Below are 18,618 nucleotides of genomic sequence, written 5' to 3'. Positions count from 1 at the left end.
CACTAAAAAAAGGCTTTGGTTTTTGCACAATATTTAATAATACTTTTTACATGCCAAACGAAATGTTTTGAGAATAATGATCTATTGGCATGCTGTGCTTTATGCACTGCGCTAATCGTTGGGTAATAAACCAAAGCAACACCTTCTGCTTTGCTTCTAAAGCAAATATCGATATCTTCACAATACATGAAAAATGATTCATCAAAGCCGCCTAGTCTGGCGTAATGTTCTGCCCGAAATGCGAGGAATGAACCAGCAGCCCAATCAACAATACATTTATTATTGACAGCGCTTTTTTCGATAATAGTTTTATTTTTAAAGCCAAGATATGAAAGGAAAAAATCCTTAAACTTTGGAAAATGCCTTATCGAATTATCATAAACAGTTTTTAAATCGTCTTTATATAAATTTATTGTTGCAGCTTTTTCATTATTTTGCCGCATAGAATCACATAATTTTATTACGTCATTCAAATCAATTAACACATCTGGATTCAAAACAATAAAGTAATCTTCTTCTTTCATGTTTAAATGATTTTTACAGAAGTTAAAAACAATATTGTTATTATCGCCAAAACCACGATTAAAATGCTCATTGATAAAATAGATACATTCTGAATCATTTTCATTTAAAGAAGAATGTATTTTATTATTTTTTACTACAAGGAATACATCCTTATAATTTTTGACTTGTTCTAAAATCCCACTTTCACGAATCATATCATCATGACCATGAGATACAATGGAAATAAATATCTTGCTGTGATTATTTTCCATGTTGTAATTTTTTCCTACCAAAACTAAAAATGATGAGAAGACATACAATCATCTTGTTGAATTCTTTTCGTCTGGCCCTGTTAAAAGCAACACCAAACAGAGACAACCAAACTGTGATGTAACATTCAGGATAAAATTTGGCAGTCACAAGAAGCCGGTTTCTGATGGAGCAAAAATCTGCAACTTTGCTCTTTCCGCCACCCGTGCTTGCACCTTCTTTATGATAAACAATGCTATCAGAACAGATACCTAGCTTGAAGTTAGCCTTTCTTGCTCGCAAACAAATATCTAATTCTTCGTAATATAAAAAATAGTCTTCATACATCAAACCAATTTTATTTAAGCATTCTTTAGTAAAGAACATAGCCGCGCCGATTACGTAATCGATTTGCTGTGCAACAATTTCATCATTATATTTAGCATGAGCACTTTCACCAATGCCGTATTGTTTAGTAGTACACAGCCATTTATTATGTAACCCACCCAAGCCTTGTTGAGTTTCTCTGTCATCAAAATAAACCAACCGAGAACCACATATCCCAATGTTTGAATCTTGATTACATTTATCAACTAAATATTGGAGGGCATTGGCATCAACTTCTGTATCATTGTTCAGCACCCAGACATAATCTGCATCATCCTGATTAAGCGCGAATTTCACGCCAAGATTATTCCCACCAGCATAGCCGCGATTATAGTCTGACTGAATGTAAATTATTTTTTCATCAGGCTTAACTTTATATTTATTAATATCTTCTGAAGTAATTATCGTAGCCTGGCTATTATCACTGACCTTATTGATTACTTCATTTTTTATTGTAGTATATGAGTCATCAGTTGATTTATTATCTACTATAACAATTCTAAATTTATCATAATTCATCTGGAGTAAGCTATTAACACACAAACATGTGTCTTTCGCACCATTCCAGTTTAATACTATTACATATACCATCACTTTACCTTTGCTTCTTCATAAGAATATTACATCTATGGCTCATATAATACAAAAGTATAAAATCAACAATAACCCTTGCAGTCCATAAAAAGGCAACACCAACAATGCCAAATTGTTTTGTAAAGACAAACAACAGGATCATATACGGGATAAATTCCAGCATATGAATATAAGCTGTATATTTCGCTTTCCCGAAAGCTTGTATATTTGCAAAAGGTATTTGTGAGAAGCAGTTAAAGAAAAAGCCAACAATCATAATTTGTAGGATTGTTGACGATGTTCCTGCAAATTGACTACCCATCCAGATAGTTAATATTTTTTCTGCGAACAAATATACGAAAAGGCACAGAGGGAAACAGATAAGCGTCATCAGCTTGTAGGCATATTTTTGATGCTTAATAGACTCATCATAATTATTCAAACAGCTAAGTTTTGGGAAAATAGCTTTACCTAACGAACCGGGAATTATCGATAATCTGTTTACAAGCTCATTTGGCACCGTATAAAAAGAGATTTTCGATGCACCCGCAATATTTGATAAGATAAATCTATCCATACTGATCAACAGCGGAGAGATAATATTACTGACGGTGACCCACCCTCCATAGTAAAACATCCGCTTTAGCACTGAGAGTGAAAAATATTTTATACCTAATGTTATTCTTTTCCTGACATATAAATAACTTAATACTAAGCAAATGATCCTTGCCAAAGCAATGCCTAATACGGCATAGAAAAGAGTTTCCTGGTAGAATACAAAGCAAACAGGCAAACCAGCAATAAGTGAGTTACCTATGCTTTTTTGAATGTTTAAGTGTCCAAAATATTCACGGCCTTCAAGTTCGGCGAGGAATATTTGCGTCACCAAGAAAACAGGAATCAGTAAGGCAAGAATAATGATTGAGTTGTAAACATCGGAATAATACTGGCTGCTAATATTAAGCAAGGTGATGATATTATCCTTGAATACAAATAACGCCCCTCCGCCTAACGCACCTAATATAAAGATAGCGACCAGCGATGTATTAATGACGATATTGCTGTCTACTTTATTTTCTTTTAATAAAGCTATTTCACGTACTACAGCTCTTGTTAAACCTGCATCAAATATGCTTGCATATCCAATGACAATCATCGACAACGTATACAGGCCAAATAATTCAACGCCTATTTTTCGTGCGATGATTCCAAATGCTGGAATGGCTATTAATGTTGGGATTGCATACCCTGCCATATTCCATATGCTGTTTTTCAAAAGTGACATAAGCTAATTAATTTCTGTTCATAAAAGTGTTTTTATTTTAACCTTTTCTGAAATGGCTGATTTTTCTCACATATCTGATTAATCAATCATTCAAAATGACTTGTCTGGAATGCGGCGACATGACGTCTTGTCATCATCCTTTCAAACGCATCACGGCCTTTCAGGAGCTTAAATAGAGATGTGCCGCATTCAACGTTGTCACATTAACTACATTGTCAGGTTAATAACCTTTAAGCATCTTCAACAAATATTGACCGTAGGCATTCTTCGCTAAAGGTTTGGCAAGCGACTTAACCTGCTCCGCATCAATAAACCCTTTTCGATAAGCAATCTCTTCCGGGCAGGCCACCTTTAATCCCTGGCGCTCTTCAATGGTCGCAATGAAGTTACTCGCTTCAATCAGACTCTGATGTGTACCGGTATCCAGCCAGGCAAAACCGCGTCCCATCATGGCAACGGACAGACGCCCCTGCTCCATATAGATCCGGTTAATATCTGTGATTTCCAGTTCACCGCGCGCAGAGGGCTTAAGGCTTTTCGCCATCTCAACAACGCTATTGTCATAGAAATAGAGTCCGGTTACGGCGTAATTGCTTTTTGGCTCAACCGGTTTTTCTTCGAGGCTGACAGCCGTACCGTCTTTATCAAACTCCACGACACCATAGCGCTCAGGATCGTTAACATGATAAGCAAAGACGGTAGCACCGCTTTCTTTACTCACCGCGGAGTCCATCAACTTCGGCAGGTCATGACCATAGAAGATGTTGTCGCCCAGCACCAGCGCACAATCGTCATCGCCGATGAATTCTTCGCCCAGGATAAATGCCTGCGCCAGGCCGTCCGGACTTGGCTGGACTTTATACTGCAGGTTAAGGCCCCACTGACTGCCATCACCAAGCAGCTGTTCAAAGCGTGGCGTATCCTGCGGGGTACTGATAATCAGAATGTCGCGAATCCCCGCCAGCATCAGCGTAGTCAGCGGGTAATAGATCATCGGCTTGTCATAGATCGGTAGCAGTTGTTTGCTGACAGCCATAGTGACCGGGTACAGACGAGTTCCTGAACCACCGGCTAAAATAATCCCTTTACGCGTTTTCATTTCATCATCTCTTTATGTGCAAAATGCCCGTAAACGGGCATTTAATGTAAGGTCAGACCGCAGTCGTCGTAAACAATTCTGCCAGCATACGCTTTACGCCGGTTTCCCACGCAGGTAATACGAGATCAAAGTTTTGCTGGAATTTATCTGTGTTCAGACGGGAGTTATTCGGGCGACGTGCCGGAGTAGGATAAGCACTGGTAGGAACGGCGTTGAGCGTAGTAATCGCCAGTTCAATACCAGCCTTACGCGCCTCGTCGAACACCAGGGCGGCATAGTCGTGCCAGGTAGTCACCCCACTCGCAACCAGATGATAAAGTCCTGCAACATCAGGTTGCTTCAGCGCCACGCGGATCGCATGTGCCGTGCAGTCTGCCAGCAGCTCAGCACCTGTTGGCGCGCCAAACTGATCGTTGATAACCGACATCTCTGTCCGCTCTTTTGCAAAACGCAGCATGGTTTTCGCAAAGTTATTTCCCTTACCGGCATAAACCCAGCTGGTACGGAAAATTAAGTGGCGAGCACAGTGTGCCTGCAAAGCCTTTTCGCCCGCCAGCTTGGTTTCGCCATACACATTCAGCGGTGCTGTCGCATCCGTTTCTCGCCACGGTTCTTCGCCGTTACCCGGGAAAACGTAATCGGTAGAATAGTGTACAACCCAGGCACCGATTTTAGCCGCCTCTTTAGCGATGGCCTCAACGCTTGTGGCATTCAGCAACTGGGCGAATTCTGCTTCTGATTCGGCTTTATCTACGGCCGTATGCGCCGCCGCATTCACAATCACATCTGGCTTAATGCGACGCACGGTTTCCGCTACGCCTTCTGGATTGCTGAAATCACCGCAATATTCGCTGGAGTGAACATCGACGGCAATCAGGTTACCAAGGGGAGCAAGCGAGCGTTGCAGCTCCCAACCCACCTGCCCTGTTTTGCCGAACAAAAGGATATTCATTACTGACGTTCCCCGTAGTTCTGTTCAATCCAGGATTGATAGTTGCCGCTTTTGACGTTCTCGACCCACTGGGTGTTAGCCAGATACCACTCCACCGTTTTACGGATCCCGCTCTCGAAGGTTTCCTGCGGTTTCCAGCCCAATGTCTGGCTAATCTTATCCGCATCGATGGCATAACGGCGATCATGGCCGGGGCGGTCAGTAACATAGGTAATTTGATCGCGATAAGAGCCATCTTTTGGCACGATCTCATCAAGCAGATCGCAAATAGTATGCACAACATCCAGGTTTTGTTTCTCGTTATGGCCGCCGATGTTGTAGGTTTCGCCTGGTTTACCCTGGGTCACTACCGTATAGAGCGCACGGGCGTGATCTTCGACATAGAGCCAGTCGCGGATCTGATCGCCCTTGCCGTAAATCGGCAGCGCTTTTCCGTCCAGGGCGTTCAGGATCACAAGCGGGATCAGTTTTTCCGGGAAGTGATAAGGCCCGTAGTTATTTGAGCAGTTGGTGACGATGGTCGGGAAGCCGTAGGTACGCAACCATGCGCGCACGAGGTGATCGCTGGACGCTTTCGAGGCTGAATAGGGGCTGCTTGGCGCATACGCCGTGGTCTCGGTAAACAGCGGCAGCTCGGTAGACGCAGGATGTTCGTCCGGGTGCGGCAGATCGCCGTACACTTCGTCGGTGGAAATATGATGGAAACGGAACGCTTTTTTCGCCTGATCGTCCAGCGTTGACCAGTACGCTCGGCCCGCTTCCAGCAGCACGTAAGTCCCAACGATATTGGTCTCGATAAACGCAGCCGGGCCGGTAATCGAACGGTCAACGTGACTCTCGGCTGCCAGGTGCATCACCGCGTCAGGCTTATGCTCGGCAAAGATACGGTCCATTGCCGCTTTGTCGCAAATATCGGCATGCTCAAAAGCGTAACGCGGGCTGTTGCTCACCTCAGCCAGAGATTCCAGGTTACCGGCGTAGGTCAATTTATCGACATTAACCACCGAATCCTGGGTGTTTTGAATAATATGTCGTACAACCGCAGAGCCGATGAAACCGGCACCACCAGTAACAAGAATTTTCACGCGTTATTTTCCGTTAAATGTTTACATTGGGATAATGGATTTCTGACAATGCCTTAAAGCGAATATTCAGAAATCAGACACGCTACCGCCCCTGGCTTAACAGCTACCAGTGCACTGAACGTGATCATATTGAGAGGTATGTAATCGCCTTTCCCCGGCAAATCGTGACAGGGTAGCGTTTAAGTCAATTAATAATTGTCGTCTTAAATGCGTGTAGAAACAAGGGAAAAAAGCAAGCCAGTCATACAAAAAAACAGCAATTAAGCCACTGAAAATTAAGAAAATATTTAAAAAGAAAACGGCAGTGTCATTCACATGGCTTATAAAAGCCTGGAATGATCCACTGCCGTTTAGTCAACGACAAACCAATCGTTAGTCTTTGGTTAGTAGTTTCTTCATGCTTTCCCGGAACTTTTGCCCTTCTTTCAGATTACGAAGGCCATACTGAACAAAGGCTTGCATGTATCCCATCTTTTTACCGCAGTCGTAGCTGTCACCGGTCATCAGCATCGCATCGACAGACTGCTTCTTCGCCAGCTCCGCGATAGCATCCGTCAGCTGAATACGATCCCATGCGCCTGGCTCGGTACGCTCCAGCTCAGCCCAAATTTCAGCGTTGAGCACATAGCGGCCAACGGCCATCAGATCGGAGTCGAGCGTCTGCGGCTGATCCGGTTTTTCGATAAACTCAACGATACGGCTGACTTTACCTTCTGAATCCAGCGGCTCTTTGGTCTGAATGACAGAGTATTCGGACAGATCGCCCTTCATACGCTTCGCCAGCACCTGGCTACGGCCGGTCTCGTTGAAACGCGCCACCATAGCAGCAAGGTTGTAGCGCAGCGGGTCGGCAGAGGCGTTGTCCAGAATGATGTCCGGCAATACGACAACAAACGGGTTATCGCCGACCACAGGACGCGCGCACAGGATTGAGTGACCAAGCCCCAGCGGTTGTGCCTGGCGAACGTTCATAATAGTCACACCTGGCGGGCAGATGGACTGCACTTCTGCCAGCAGCTGACGCTTAACGCGCTGCTCCAGAAGGGCTTCGAGTTCGTAGGAGGTGTCGAAGTGGTTTTCTACCGCATTCTTTGAAGAATGGGTCACCAGAACGATTTCTTTGATCCCTGCAGCAACAATCTCGTCGACGATGTATTGGATCATCGGCTTGTCAACGATCGGCAGCATCTCTTTAGGAATGGCTTTTGTGGCCGGGAGCATATGCATGCCCAGACCAGCTACCGGAATAACCGCTTTCAAATTAATCATATTTCTTCCACCTTAAAATGGTTGCCGAATTATAGCTCTTTAGCATGGTTTCGCCAGCACGGATTGCTACAAATCTGATGACGATGTTACGCAACTATCGTCTAAATTCCAGTAGTTGCAATCCGAATCCGCGCGCTTCAATTCCAGGAATCTTCGCAAAATGCCGTCTGGTTAATTTCTAGCGCTTTGGCAGACTAAAATTCAGCCGTTCCGTGTTAATGGTATGGTGATCGACGCGGTCAATATCCACCGAGCTTTGGCCCTTTTCATTAATCGCGTTAATGTTGGCCAGCGACAGCAACGTCTCTTTGCGAGCCATAAATTTCCCGCGCACATCTTTGCGCAGATCAAAGTTCAGCTTCAGGGCAGGCCCGACACTGGAATCCTGCATCACGTTGATATTACGCATAAAAAGATGCTGCGGTTTATTATGTAACTCAAGCGTGGCACGCTTCATCTCGATATTGGTGATGGCCACGAACGAGGTCGCATTGCCGGAGGAGATCTGTATTCCGCGCAGCTTTCGCGCAAGTTTCTGGTTGTCGAGATGGATATTGTTGAGGCGAAAATTCTGCGGTATCGACAAATAATTGCCTTTAATCACACCGTACCCAATTAACATGCCTGCGCTGCCGGTCATTTCAACATTATCGATGACAAAATTATCACAGCCATATATCGCTACCGTGGCGTTATCAATGCCCGCTTTTTTGCTGAAATCCGGGGTGATATTTTTGGCTTTAACATTACGGATAATAAAGTGTTTGCCATTCTCAACGTGCACTAACTGGCGGCAGTTGCTGCCGGTGATATTGGCCACCACAAAGTTCTTCACCGCCTGGTCTTCCGGGTAGGCATTATCATAGGTACTGCCGGCCAGCCCGATGCCGATGCCCCAGTTAATTTTACCGTTGGTGCAGTCGATATGGTCGATAACGTGGTCGGAGATCAGGATGTTCTGGTCGTTGATCGCCACGTTCCACTCAATGGCATCGCCCTGCAGATAGCTGAAGTGACAGTTAGTGATCCGTGCGCCATCCACCTGGTTATGGAAACCCTGACGCAGGATCGCATAGTTGGCTTTAGTGACCCGCAGGTTGTCGATCACCAGGTTGCGCATTACTCTCGGTTTTTTGCCGCCGATATAGATCTGGGTCACCGGGCCATAACCGCTCATCGCCAGCCCCTGGATCACACAGTCGGAACCGCGGACGTCGATGGTAATGTTTTCGCTGCGCCCCTCTCCTTCGCCAATCACCTTACTGCCATCCTGCAACACCAGCCGCCCACGTCCGTTGCCGGTCAGCGCGCCGCGGATGCGCAGGGTTTTGCCCTCGGGGATAAAAATGGCGGTGTTGATGTTGTCGCAGGTAAGCCCGGCGGGTACCACCACCGTGTCGCCTTCGGTAAAGGCCTTTTTGAACGCCGCGATCCAGTCACGATGGTTATAGCGACTGATATCCACCGTGGCGTTGTTCGCTGCGGCCCGCACCCCTATTAGCGGTGCGGCGGCCAGTACGGAACAGGTGGTGACAAACGCGCGTCGCGTCATCTCTTTCGGCATATCGCCTCCCTTTTTAAAGCGTCTGAAGCAGAGTGGCTAACTGCCGGTTAATCAGGTGTTGATTGAAATCGGTCTCCACTTTCCGGCGCGCGTTGTGCAGCACGGGCGAAAGTTCGTGGTCGGCAAGCGCGGCAAAGCGCTCCAGCTGCCCGGCAAGCGCCGCCGGATTGTTTTCTTCCACCAGCCAGCCGGAGTGGCCGGGTTCGATCAGTTCGGGAATGCCGCTGTGAACGGTGGAGACAACGGGGATCCCCACCGCCATCGCCTCCATCAGCGCCACCGGGATCCCTTCCATATCGCCATCGGTACCGGTGACTGACGGCAATAAGAAGACATCGGCGGCATCGAGCATGGCTTTGACTTCATGGCTGGGTTTAAACCCCGGCATCTCAACATAGTCTTCCAGCTCGTACTGTTCGATCAGGGTGCGCAGGCGGCGCTCCCAGGGGCCGATGCCAAGAATGCGATAGTGAAAAGCAACGCCACGCGCTTTCAGCTGGCGGCAGGCCTCAATCGCCACGTGCAGCCCTTTTTTCTCGGTCAGGCGCGCCACAGAGATAATCTGTAGCGGGCTTCCCGGGGTCTTCACCGGCCGTTGGGTAAAGCGTTGCATATCCACGCCCATGCGCGAGACGGTGATCTTCTCGGCCGGGCAACCCATACTTTTGAGCCGTCCGGCCCAGAGATCGCTTATTGGCAGCATCATATCGCCGCGCTGGAACAGGCGTTGATATTCCGGGGTATAGTGCGCCAACACCTCCCGGCTGGAGATGTCGATCCCGTGGAAAACAGTGGCAATCTTTCCGTCAATGACCCCCAGCTCACGCAGCTTGGCTGCCGTCACGCCCGCAGGGCCGAAATGGGCGATAAACACATCCGCGCGCCAGGGGCGTACCGTCTGGCCGCAGATGGCGGAGAGGATCAGGTTGCGCGACTCAGCGCCATAGCGGGAAACGTTCAGCGCCTTCCACGTTCCCGGGCGATGCAGCCCGCGCAGGGTCTGGCGGGCGCGGTAGCCCAGCTTCGCGAGCTTGCCCTGCGGTTCATCCTGCAGCCAGCGGGTTTTGCTGGCCAGGTCGTACTGCGTCCATGCCGCGTGGGTATTTTGCGTGTCGCCCTTTTGCAGGGCGACAATTTCCACGTCATAACCCATATCAATAAACGCGGTGATCTGGTTCAGCACAAAGGTTTCGGACGAGAGCGGAAATTTCAGTAAGAAGAAACCAACCTTCATTTGCCCTCCCCGACCCGATCCAGCACCGATTTCACCATTCTGATGCCGTTTTCACGTTCGGCTTTGACCGCCACCGCCAGGCGGTCGTTGATGGCCGGCAACTGGCCGAGGGTGTCACCCACCATCGCTCCAAGGGAGCCATCCAGCAGATGGCGGATATCCACTGCCATCTCCGGCATGCCCAACTGCTGCATGATCCCGGCAGACTTGTGTTCATAGTTAATGGCGATGGCTGGCGTACCAAAGTTCATCGAGATAATCGCCGAATGCAGACGCGTGCCCACGGTCAGATCGCAGGCTCCCAGCAGCTTGCCCATCTCAAGATCGTTGAGTTCGTCCATTACCACGTGGTAGCGCGACGGATCGCTGACGTGCTGGCGCAGATTCAGCGCCACCATGCGGTCATCTTTGTTGTAGCTGTCGATCCCGGTACAGGTGGAGAGCGCCAGCACCTGGTAGCCGCTGTCCAATACCCGGTTGACCACCTCGGCAAAGGCCTTCTCATAGATCGCCTGGGTGGTACCCAGCCGTTTGTCGAACGGGGCCAGTTCGCGCAGGGTGATGGCAACCGTTTTTTGCTGCCCGACCACGTTCAGCCAGTGCTTTACGGCGTAGCTGGGGGTAAAGTTCGCCTCCTGGTGATCCACCAGCCAGGCGGTATCGACGCCCTGCTCCACTTTGCGGGTGTCTATCTCGCTGCGCTGCATCAGATTCAGGCTCACCGACTCGCGCAGGATCAGGGCATCGCAGTGGCCAAACACATAGTTTGCCAGCTGGTTGAACTGTGGATCCTGGAATGGCCCGACGCTGTGGCCGACCATAAACAGCGGCTTTTTCGCCATGAAGGTACAGAGCGCGTGCTCGAACTGCGGCACGCCGTAGAGATCAACAAAGAAGGAACCGCCCACCTGGATGATGGCGTCGTAGCCAGAGAGCAGACGAACAAAATCGGTAAAACCCTGGGCGATGGCGATATTGCGCAGCTTACCGGTGTCGGTGACACGCGACAGCAGCACCTGGTGTTGATAGCGGCGGCGCAGCACCTTCTTTACCCGGCCCATCACGCCTGCGGCATTGTTGTGCTGTTTCATCTGGCTGTAGAGCGGATCGCCCATTACCGGGCGGTTCAGCAGCCAGGAGGAGCTGACCGGGTAACGGCTCATCACATCGACTTCGGTCTCAGGCGACAGGGTGTAAATGGCATCCAGCAGGCCGCGCAAAATGGCGCTGTCACCACGGTTACCACAGGTATGGTTGCCCAGAATCAGTAATTTCATAATGACCTCTTAAAATTAGCCTGCGCGAAGCAGCGTTTTAATCTTTTCGTTGCGGCAGAACTGACGCTTAATCTCTACCACCAGCGCATTACGCGACAGCACAATCATCACGGCAAAGGCCACGGCACCCGCAGCCACCTGCACCGCCAGCAGCGCGGCGAGAGGCAGATGCCCGTGGAGAGCGATGCCCAGGCCATAGCTCACCGCCAGCGTCGGCAGCGACAGGTAAAACGGCAGCCACAGGCTCAGGATGTACTGCCGATAGCTGGAACCCAGCACCGGCTTAATCATCACGAAGTAGCTCAGCACGGTGTTGATGATTTGCACCAGCAGGAAGCCCAGCGTCACCCCCATCGCGCCCGCCAGATGGCCTCCGATGACGATCGCCGGAATAAACAGAAATGTTTTAAACACGTTGAATTTGAAGCTGATATCGACACGGGCTTTCGCCATCAGTAGCGAACCGATCGGGTTGCCGACGGAGCGCAGCAGGCCCACCACGCACAGCAATTGCAGGATCGGCACAATACTGATCCATTTTTCACCGAACACCAGCGGCACCATATTGCCGGAGACCACCATCAGCCCCAGCAGCGTCGGGAAGTTAATGATCCCCACCACCGACAGCAGCTTGTAGAAGTTGATCCGCAGCTTATCGGTATCATCCTGAATTTTGGCGAACGCCGGGAACAGCACGCGGGTGATAATCGGGTTAAGCTTCATCGGCGGCACCACCGCCACGTTGTAGGCCAGGTTATAGCCCCCCGCCACGCTGGCACCGAGGATGCGCGCCAGCACCAGCGTCGAGAGGTTGGTGTTCACATAGTTAATGATGCTGTCGGCGGTCAGCCAGGCACCGAAGCGCAGGTTGGACGACACCGAAGAGAGAGAGAAGTGAAAACCCGGGCGGTAAATCTTGCGGCCAAAGTAGCCGAACAGCAGCGTACGTACGGCAGAGTTCACCAGATAGCCAAGGATGGCCGTCATCGCCAGCGGCCAGAAGTGGGCGCTGACCACGGTAAAGGTAAACCCGGCCAGCACCGCGCTGGTTTCAATCATGCCGATTTTGCTGAACTCCAGCTCCTTTTGCATAAGGGCGCGGAACTGCTGCCCGTGGGGGATGACCACAAAAGCAAACGACAGGGCGCGCATTAGCGGGGCCAGCTCCGGGTTATTCAGCGCGTCAGCAATAACATCACTGAGCAGAAACAGCGCCACGAACACCAGCGCACCGAGGCCGACGTTCAGCCAGTAGAGCGTGGTTAACTCCAGATGGCTGATCTCCTTACGCTGGATGATCGAGTTGGCGATACCGAAGTCCGACAGCGTATCGGCCAGGGCGATGATCACCAGCGAGACGGTCAACAGGCCAAACTGGTGGTTATCAATGATGCGCGCCAGCACTGTCATCTGCACCAGCCCGAGGCCGATGATGATCACTGTGGCGATAGCCGACCACTTTGCCCCGCTGAGGGTTTTTTCACGTAAGCTCATGTTAATACGCCGCTTTGTTCACAAAGCCCTTAAAGACGGTGAGAAAAACGATTTTGATATCGAACCAGAGACTCCACTCGCGGATGTACTCCAGGTCGAACTCAACGCGTTTTTCCATCTTCTCAAGGGTGTCGGTCTCACCGCGCCAGCCGTTGATCTGCGCCCAGCCGGTGATGCCCGGTTTCACTTTATGGCGCAGCATGTAGCCTTCAATCAGGGCGCGATACTGCTCGTTATGGGCCACCGCATGCGGGCGCGGGCCTACAATCGACATGCCCCCGGTCAGGACGTTGATAAACTGCGGCAATTCGTCCAGCGAGGTGCGGCGCAGGAAATTACCGACGCGGGTGACGCGCGGATCGTTTTGCGTCGCCTGGGTCACCACCTGGTCGTTCTCCATCACCTTCATGGAGCGGAATTTCCACACCATAATGGGCTTACCGTCCATGCCGTAGCGGGTCTGGCGAAAAATAACCGGCCCCGGGGAGGTGATCTTCACCGCCAGCGCGATGGCGCAGAGCACCGGGGAGATCAGCAGCAGGATCAGGGATGAGAGGACAATATCCTCCACGCGCTTCAGTACCCGGTTAAGCCCCGAGAGTGGCGTGTCATACAGCGGCACCACCGGCACGCCATTCACCTCTTCAATGCGGGAATGCAGGATGTTAAAGGTGAAGACATCGGGGATCAGGATCACCGAGCAGGTGGTGTCCGCCAGTTTGCGCATCAGGGTTTTGATTCTGGCCTCGTCACTCATCGGCATGGCGATATAGACGTTGTGGATCTTGCCGGCTTTAGCATCGTCAACCAGCTGGGAATAGTTACCGGCCCAGTCAGCCGACACGCCGCCGGGCTGCGCGTCATGATAAACACCGACCACATCGAACCCCAGCCACGGCTCTTTTCGGAAGCCGTCAAGCAGCGCCAGTCCTGCGGGCATACTCCCGGCCACCGCCACCCGGCGGGTGTTATAGCCGCGGTTACGCAGCCAGCCGGCACCGTAGCGGATCAGCGATCGGCAGACCACCATCCCCACGCTGGTGAGCAGATACCAGGCAAAATAGGTGGCAAAACGATTATCAAAGTCGTTGTTGAAGGCCACCAGCCCGAAGCTGAAGACCAGACTCAAGGTCCAGTTCTGCAACAGCAGCAGGAGTTCGGTGGCGATCTTGACGCCACGCCATGAGCGGTAGAAATCGGTCATCCCGCCGATCATCTGGAAAACCACCAGCGCGATCAGCGCCATCAGCAGATGCATATAGAGGAAGGGCAGCCCGCTGAGTTTACACACCATCCACAAGCCACCGAACATGATGGTGATATCAGAAAAACGCTGCACCATAGAGATTAACGATGCATTCGTTTTGGCTCGCTCGCGCTTTTTTAGATTTGTCATCGTTGTTCCTGTTTCAGGGTCCCCTCCCCCGTCGGGAGAGGGGCAAGGATTACTGATTCAACAGCGCCATAATGTCCTGCGTTCGCGCTGCCATCAGCGCCGCATCGGCGCGGGATTCCACGTTCAGGCGCACCACCGGCTCGGTGTTTGACGAACGTAAATTGAAGCGCCACTGGGGGAAGGTCATGCTGATGCCGTCGGTGCGGTCAATTTCCAGCGCGTGCAGGGCAAAGTGGTTCTCCACGCGGGCAATCGCCTCGGCAGGCGCGGCGAGGGTGCTGTTGATCTCTCCGCTCGCCGGGAACGCCGCCATGCGGTCGCGGACCAGCTCGCCCAACGACTGTCCCTTCAGGCACAGCAGTTCGGTAACCAGCAGCCACGGGATCATCCCGCTGTCGCAGTAGGCAAAATCACGGAAGTAGTGATGAGCACTCATCTCGCCGCCGTAAATGGCATCTTCTTCGCGCATCCGCTCTTTGATAAACGCATGCCCGGTTTTCGACATCACCGGCGTACCGCCCGCCGCAGCGACCACATCCACCGTGTTCCAGGAGAGACGCGGGTCGTGAATGATGCGCGAGCCAGGGTTTTTCTCGAGGAAGGCTTCTGCCAGCAGGCCGACAATGTAATAGCCCTCGATAAACTGCCCTTTTTCATCGAACAGGAAGCAGCGGTCGAAATCGCCGTCAAAGGCAATGCCCATGTCTGCGCCATGCTCAATCACGGCGTTGCGGGTATCGGCGCGGCACTCCGGCAGCAGCGGATTAGGAATGCCATTCGGGAAAGTACCGTCCGGCGTGTTATGGACTTTAACGAAGGTCACCGGCACGTTAAGCGCTTTAAAGCGGGCTTCAAGGGCATCGACTACCGGACCAGCCGCACCGTTGCCGGAGTTGATAACCAGCTTCAGCGGCTTGAGGTTCGCCAGGTTGATGTAGCCCAGCAGGTGGTCGATATAGGCGTCACGCAGGTCGATTTTTTTATAGCTGCCGCGTTTGGCTTCGTTCACCGGCGGGAAATCGTTGGCTTCCGCCAGACGCTGAACGTCGCGCAGGCCGGTATCGCCACTGATTGGGCGGGCGCCCTCGCGCACCAGCTTCATGCCGTTGTAGTCCATTGGGTTATGGCTGGCGGTCACTTCGATCCCGCCATCGACACCTAAATGGAAGGTGGCAAAGTAGATCTCTTCGGTGCCGGATAAACCGATATCCAGCACGTCGACGCCCGCATCCTGTAACCCTTTTGCCAGCGCCAGTTTCAGGGATTCGCTGGTCAGACGCACGTCGCCGCCCAGCACAATGGTTTTCGGCTTTAAATATTCGCCGTACGCACGGCCAATGCGCCAGGCAATGTCCTCATTCAGCTCTTCACCGAGCTTGCCGCGAATATCGTAGGCTTTAAAACAGGTTAATTTTTGCATCATTACCCCTTATTCAGGCAACAGTTGGCCCGACCCGGACAGGGCCAATTAAATTTTTTGTTTTCATAGGCCCGGTAAGCGCAGCGCCACCGGGCAAAATGCGTGAGTGCTAAACCCTGCCGTACCTGTCCTCAAAGCGGACAATATCGTCCTCTTCCAGGTACGAGCCGGAGCGCACTTCAATCAGATCGAGCGGGATTTTTCCCGGGTTTTCCAGGCAGTGGGTCGCCCCCAGCGGGATGTAGATCGATTCGTTTTCACCCAGCAGCGTCACCACGTCGTCGATGGTCACTTTGGCCGTGCCCGCTACCACCACCCAGTGCTCGGCACGGTGATGATGCATCTGCACCGACAGCCCCTCGCCCGGTTTAACGGTGATGCGTTTGACCTGGTAGCGATCGCCCTCGTCGATAGAGTCGTATTTGCCCCACGGGCGATAAACTTCACGGTGAATGTGGTGCTCATGGCGGCCATCGGCCTTAATCTGTTCCACCACTTTTTTAACGTCCTGCACCGCGTTGCGATCGGCAATCAGCACCGCGTCTTTGGTCTGTACCACCACCAGATCCTTCACCCCGACGGTGGTCACCAGCCCGGATTCGGCATAGACGTAGCTGTTCTCGGTTTTATGGCTGATCACGTCCCCGTGATGGACGTTGCCTTCCGGGGTCTGGGCGCTGATCTCCCACAGTGAAGACCAGGAGCCGACGTCGCTCCAGCCAGCATCCATTGGGACGACTACCGCATCGGCAGTACGCTCCATTACCGCGTAATCCACCGACTCTTCCGGGCAGGCGAGGAACGCCGCTTCATCGACGCGAATAAAATCCAGATCCGGGTCAACGGTCGCCATTGCCTGCTGGCACGCGTTAAGGATGTCCGGACGGTATTTCTCCAGCTCTTCCAGATAACGGCCGGCGCGGAACAGGAACATGCCGCTGTTCCAGTAGTACTCACCGCTGGCGACATAGGCCTGCGCGGTTTCCAGATTTGGTTTTTCGACAAACTGCGCCACGTCAAAGGCCAGGCTCTCGCCCTCGCCCGGGGTGACGTTGCCACGGCGAATATAGCCATAGCCGGTTTCCGGCAGATCCGGCACGATGCCGAAGGTCACCAGCTTGCCGCTCTCGGCATACGGAATGGCTGAACGCACGGCGTTGCGGAAGGCATCTTCCTGCTGGATCACGTGGTCGGCTGCCAGCACCAGCATCAGCGGATCGCAATCCGGGCTGCTGCGCTGGGCGGCCAGGGCTGCCAGGGCGATGGCCGGGGCGGTGTTACGGCCGGCAGGCTCCAGAATGATATTTTCGGTCAGTTTGTTCAGCTGACGCAGCTGCTCGGCGACAATGAAACGGTGCTGTTCGTTACAGATCACCACCGGACTTTCACACATCACGCCATTAAGACGGTTCACCGTCGTCTGCAGCATGGTGAGTTCCCCTTTCAGGCAGAGGAACTGTTTTGGATAGAGCACGCGGGAGAGCGGCCACAACCGGCTGCCAGAGCCACCTGCCATCACCACCGGGTACAACGTATTTTTACTCATGATTTATCCCCGAATATCTGCAATAAACTGGCTCAGCACGTTCTCTTTCTCGATCGTGCGTTCGGCATAGTCACGGGCTACCGTGTTCTCTTTGGGCATCGTCAGCGCCTGTTCGATCCCGGCCACCAGCGCGGGTACTGACTCGGGTTCAACGCATACGGCGATCCCCGGCAGGCTGGTACACAGCTGGCCCAGCTCGGTGTGGGATTCGGCGGTGATCACCGCATTACCGCCCACCGCCAGAATATTGGTCAGCTTGGAGGGCAGAACCGCATCCGCCGCGCCGCGCTTTTGCACCACCAGATGGCAGTCAGCCATTTTCAGCAGCGCCGGTAGGGCGTCGTAAGATTGCAGCGGGAAGAACTGAATATTCTGCAGGCCGCGCTCGCGGGCCATTTTCTCCAGCCGCGCCTTTCCGCCGCCCTGCCCGACAATCACAAACTGCCAGGGCTTATCGCTGAGCGCAGCAGCGGCATCGATCACGTTCTCCAGCCCTTGCTTCTCACCGATGTTGCCGGAATAAAGAACGATTTTGTGTGCCTCGGCCAGACCCAGTTGCGCACGCAGCGCCGCCACGTCGGCAGGCGCTACGTCGCGAAAACGCGCCACTTCCGACCAGTTGGGGAAGAAGATCACCTTTTCCGCTGCCACGCCCTTCTCCTGCGCTTTGTTCATCATTGAGCGCGAGATAGTCGAGACGTAATCGACGTTGTGCAGGCCGCTGCGCTCAAACGCGCTGGCCAGTCTGGCGACTTTGCCGCCCTTGCCTTTGCCCGCCATACCCAGGCCGAGCATGGCGTCCACTTCATAATCCTGAATGTGTAACAGCGTGCGGGCGCCAGAGAGTTTGCCCAGCAGGCGCATGCCTGGAGTGCAAAACAGGGTGGGCACCACGCCAATAATGCGATCCGGCTTCCAGCGACGTTGCGCCATCAGCGGGAAGAAACTGCTCAGGGCAAAGCTGCCCAAGTGAATCAAACGCTTTAAGGTCGATGGCTGCTTCGGCACATACAGCGGGCAGCGCCAGACGGTGGCCGCCCCCTCTTCGCGGCGGTAGCGCCAGCTGGAGTAGTGCTTACCTACCTGCCATTCCGGGTAGTAAGGCGGGGCCGTAATGACCCGCACCTCATGCCCCTGGCTGGCCATCCACTCCACCATCTCGCCGGTGTATTTGCCGATACCGGTGAGCTCTGGCGAGTAGTTAATTCCGTACACAAGGATTTTCATACACTTCATCCTTCAACCTGACTCTGCGTTGGCTGCGTCTGCTCACCCCAGTCACTT

General features: G+C 52.2%; 15 protein-coding genes. All 15 read right to left on the bottom strand.

All coding sequences use genetic code 11. The features are described 5' to 3' along the window. Positions 1–2: 2 nt before the first annotated feature. Positions 3–776 carry a glycosyltransferase family 2 protein gene (locus ACF8PE_RS11470; RefSeq protein ID WP_230430794.1) on the bottom strand — a complete coding sequence of 258 codons (774 nt, stop codon included), beginning with the start codon at positions 774–776 and terminating at the stop codon, positions 3–5. Further along, entirely contained in the window at positions 766–1,731 is a 966-nt protein-coding gene (locus tag ACF8PE_RS11465; RefSeq protein WP_032612366.1) for a glycosyltransferase family 2 protein, read from the bottom strand. Before ACF8PE_RS11465 ends, ACF8PE_RS11470 begins: the two co-directional genes overlap by 11 nt. A 4-nt stretch (positions 1,732–1,735) precedes the next feature. Next, a complete protein-coding gene (locus ACF8PE_RS11460; RefSeq protein WP_032612368.1) occupies positions 1,736–2,998 on the bottom strand; it encodes a flippase in 1,263 nt (420 codons plus the stop codon). A 220-nt stretch (positions 2,999–3,218) separates the two neighbouring features. Continuing rightward, positions 3,219–4,097, bottom strand: coding sequence for a glucose-1-phosphate thymidylyltransferase RfbA (rfbA, locus tag ACF8PE_RS11455; protein WP_032612370.1), 879 nt, complete (start codon positions 4,095–4,097; stop codon positions 3,219–3,221). A gap of 52 nt (positions 4,098–4,149) precedes the next feature. Then, the gene (gene rfbD, locus ACF8PE_RS11450; protein WP_032612372.1) at positions 4,150–5,049 is read right to left on the bottom strand and encodes a dTDP-4-dehydrorhamnose reductase; all 900 of its coding nucleotides are present in this window, start codon (positions 5,047–5,049) and stop codon (positions 4,150–4,152) included. Next, the gene (gene rfbB / locus ACF8PE_RS11445) at positions 5,049–6,134 is read right to left on the bottom strand and encodes a dTDP-glucose 4,6-dehydratase (protein WP_032612375.1); all 1,086 of its coding nucleotides are present in this window, start codon (positions 6,132–6,134) and stop codon (positions 5,049–5,051) included. The genes rfbD and rfbB overlap by 1 nt, the downstream gene beginning before the upstream one ends. 372 nt (positions 6,135–6,506) lie before the next feature. Then, on the bottom strand, positions 6,507–7,403 hold the full coding sequence (galF, locus tag ACF8PE_RS11440) for a GalU regulator GalF (RefSeq protein WP_032612377.1): 897 nt from the start codon (positions 7,401–7,403) through the stop codon (positions 6,507–6,509). A 178-nt stretch (positions 7,404–7,581) separates the two neighbouring features. After that, a complete protein-coding gene (wcaM, locus tag ACF8PE_RS11435) occupies positions 7,582–8,967 on the bottom strand; it encodes a colanic acid biosynthesis protein WcaM (protein WP_230430797.1) in 1,386 nt (461 codons plus the stop codon). A gap of 13 nt (positions 8,968–8,980) precedes the next feature. Next, positions 8,981–10,201: a colanic acid biosynthesis glycosyltransferase WcaL gene (gene wcaL / locus ACF8PE_RS11430; RefSeq protein ID WP_059307567.1), complete on the bottom strand. Its 1,221-nt coding sequence runs from the start codon at positions 10,199–10,201 to the stop codon at positions 8,981–8,983. Further along, complete coding sequence (wcaK, locus tag ACF8PE_RS11425) at positions 10,198–11,478, bottom strand: colanic acid biosynthesis pyruvyl transferase WcaK (protein ID WP_392494869.1); 1,281 nt, start codon at positions 11,476–11,478, stop codon at positions 10,198–10,200. The genes wcaL and wcaK overlap by 4 nt, the downstream gene beginning before the upstream one ends. A 15-nt stretch (positions 11,479–11,493) precedes the next feature. After that, the gene (gene wzxC / locus ACF8PE_RS11420) at positions 11,494–12,972 is read right to left on the bottom strand and encodes a colanic acid undecaprenyl disphosphate flippase WzxC (RefSeq protein ID WP_234549146.1); all 1,479 of its coding nucleotides are present in this window, start codon (positions 12,970–12,972) and stop codon (positions 11,494–11,496) included. Between the two features lies 1 nt (position 12,973). Continuing rightward, entirely contained in the window at positions 12,974–14,368 is a 1,395-nt protein-coding gene (gene wcaJ / locus ACF8PE_RS11415) for an undecaprenyl-phosphate glucose phosphotransferase (RefSeq protein ID WP_032612384.1), read from the bottom strand. A gap of 49 nt (positions 14,369–14,417) precedes the next feature. Then, on the bottom strand, positions 14,418–15,788 hold the full coding sequence (gene cpsG, locus ACF8PE_RS11410; protein ID WP_032612385.1) for a colanic acid biosynthesis phosphomannomutase CpsG: 1,371 nt from the start codon (positions 15,786–15,788) through the stop codon (positions 14,418–14,420). Between the two features lie 109 nt (positions 15,789–15,897). Further along, positions 15,898–17,334 (bottom strand): mannose-1-phosphate guanyltransferase, encoded by a 1,437-nt coding sequence (cpsB, locus tag ACF8PE_RS11405; protein ID WP_130588527.1) that lies wholly within the window; start codon positions 17,332–17,334, stop codon positions 15,898–15,900. A 3-nt stretch (positions 17,335–17,337) separates the two neighbouring features. Next, positions 17,338–18,561, bottom strand: a complete 1,224-nt coding sequence (gene wcaI, locus ACF8PE_RS11400) for a colanic acid biosynthesis fucosyltransferase WcaI (protein WP_392494868.1) — start codon at positions 18,559–18,561, stop codon at positions 17,338–17,340. Positions 18,562–18,618 lie beyond the last annotated feature (57 nt).

This window comes from Leclercia sp. GLN_9 (genome assembly GCF_043105735.1).
GTDB classification, from domain to species: Bacteria; Pseudomonadota; Gammaproteobacteria; order Enterobacterales; family Enterobacteriaceae; genus Enterobacter; species Enterobacter adecarboxylatus.
The sequence above is the reverse complement of the archived record's forward strand: the minus strand, read 5'-3'. Positions and strand labels throughout refer to the sequence as shown.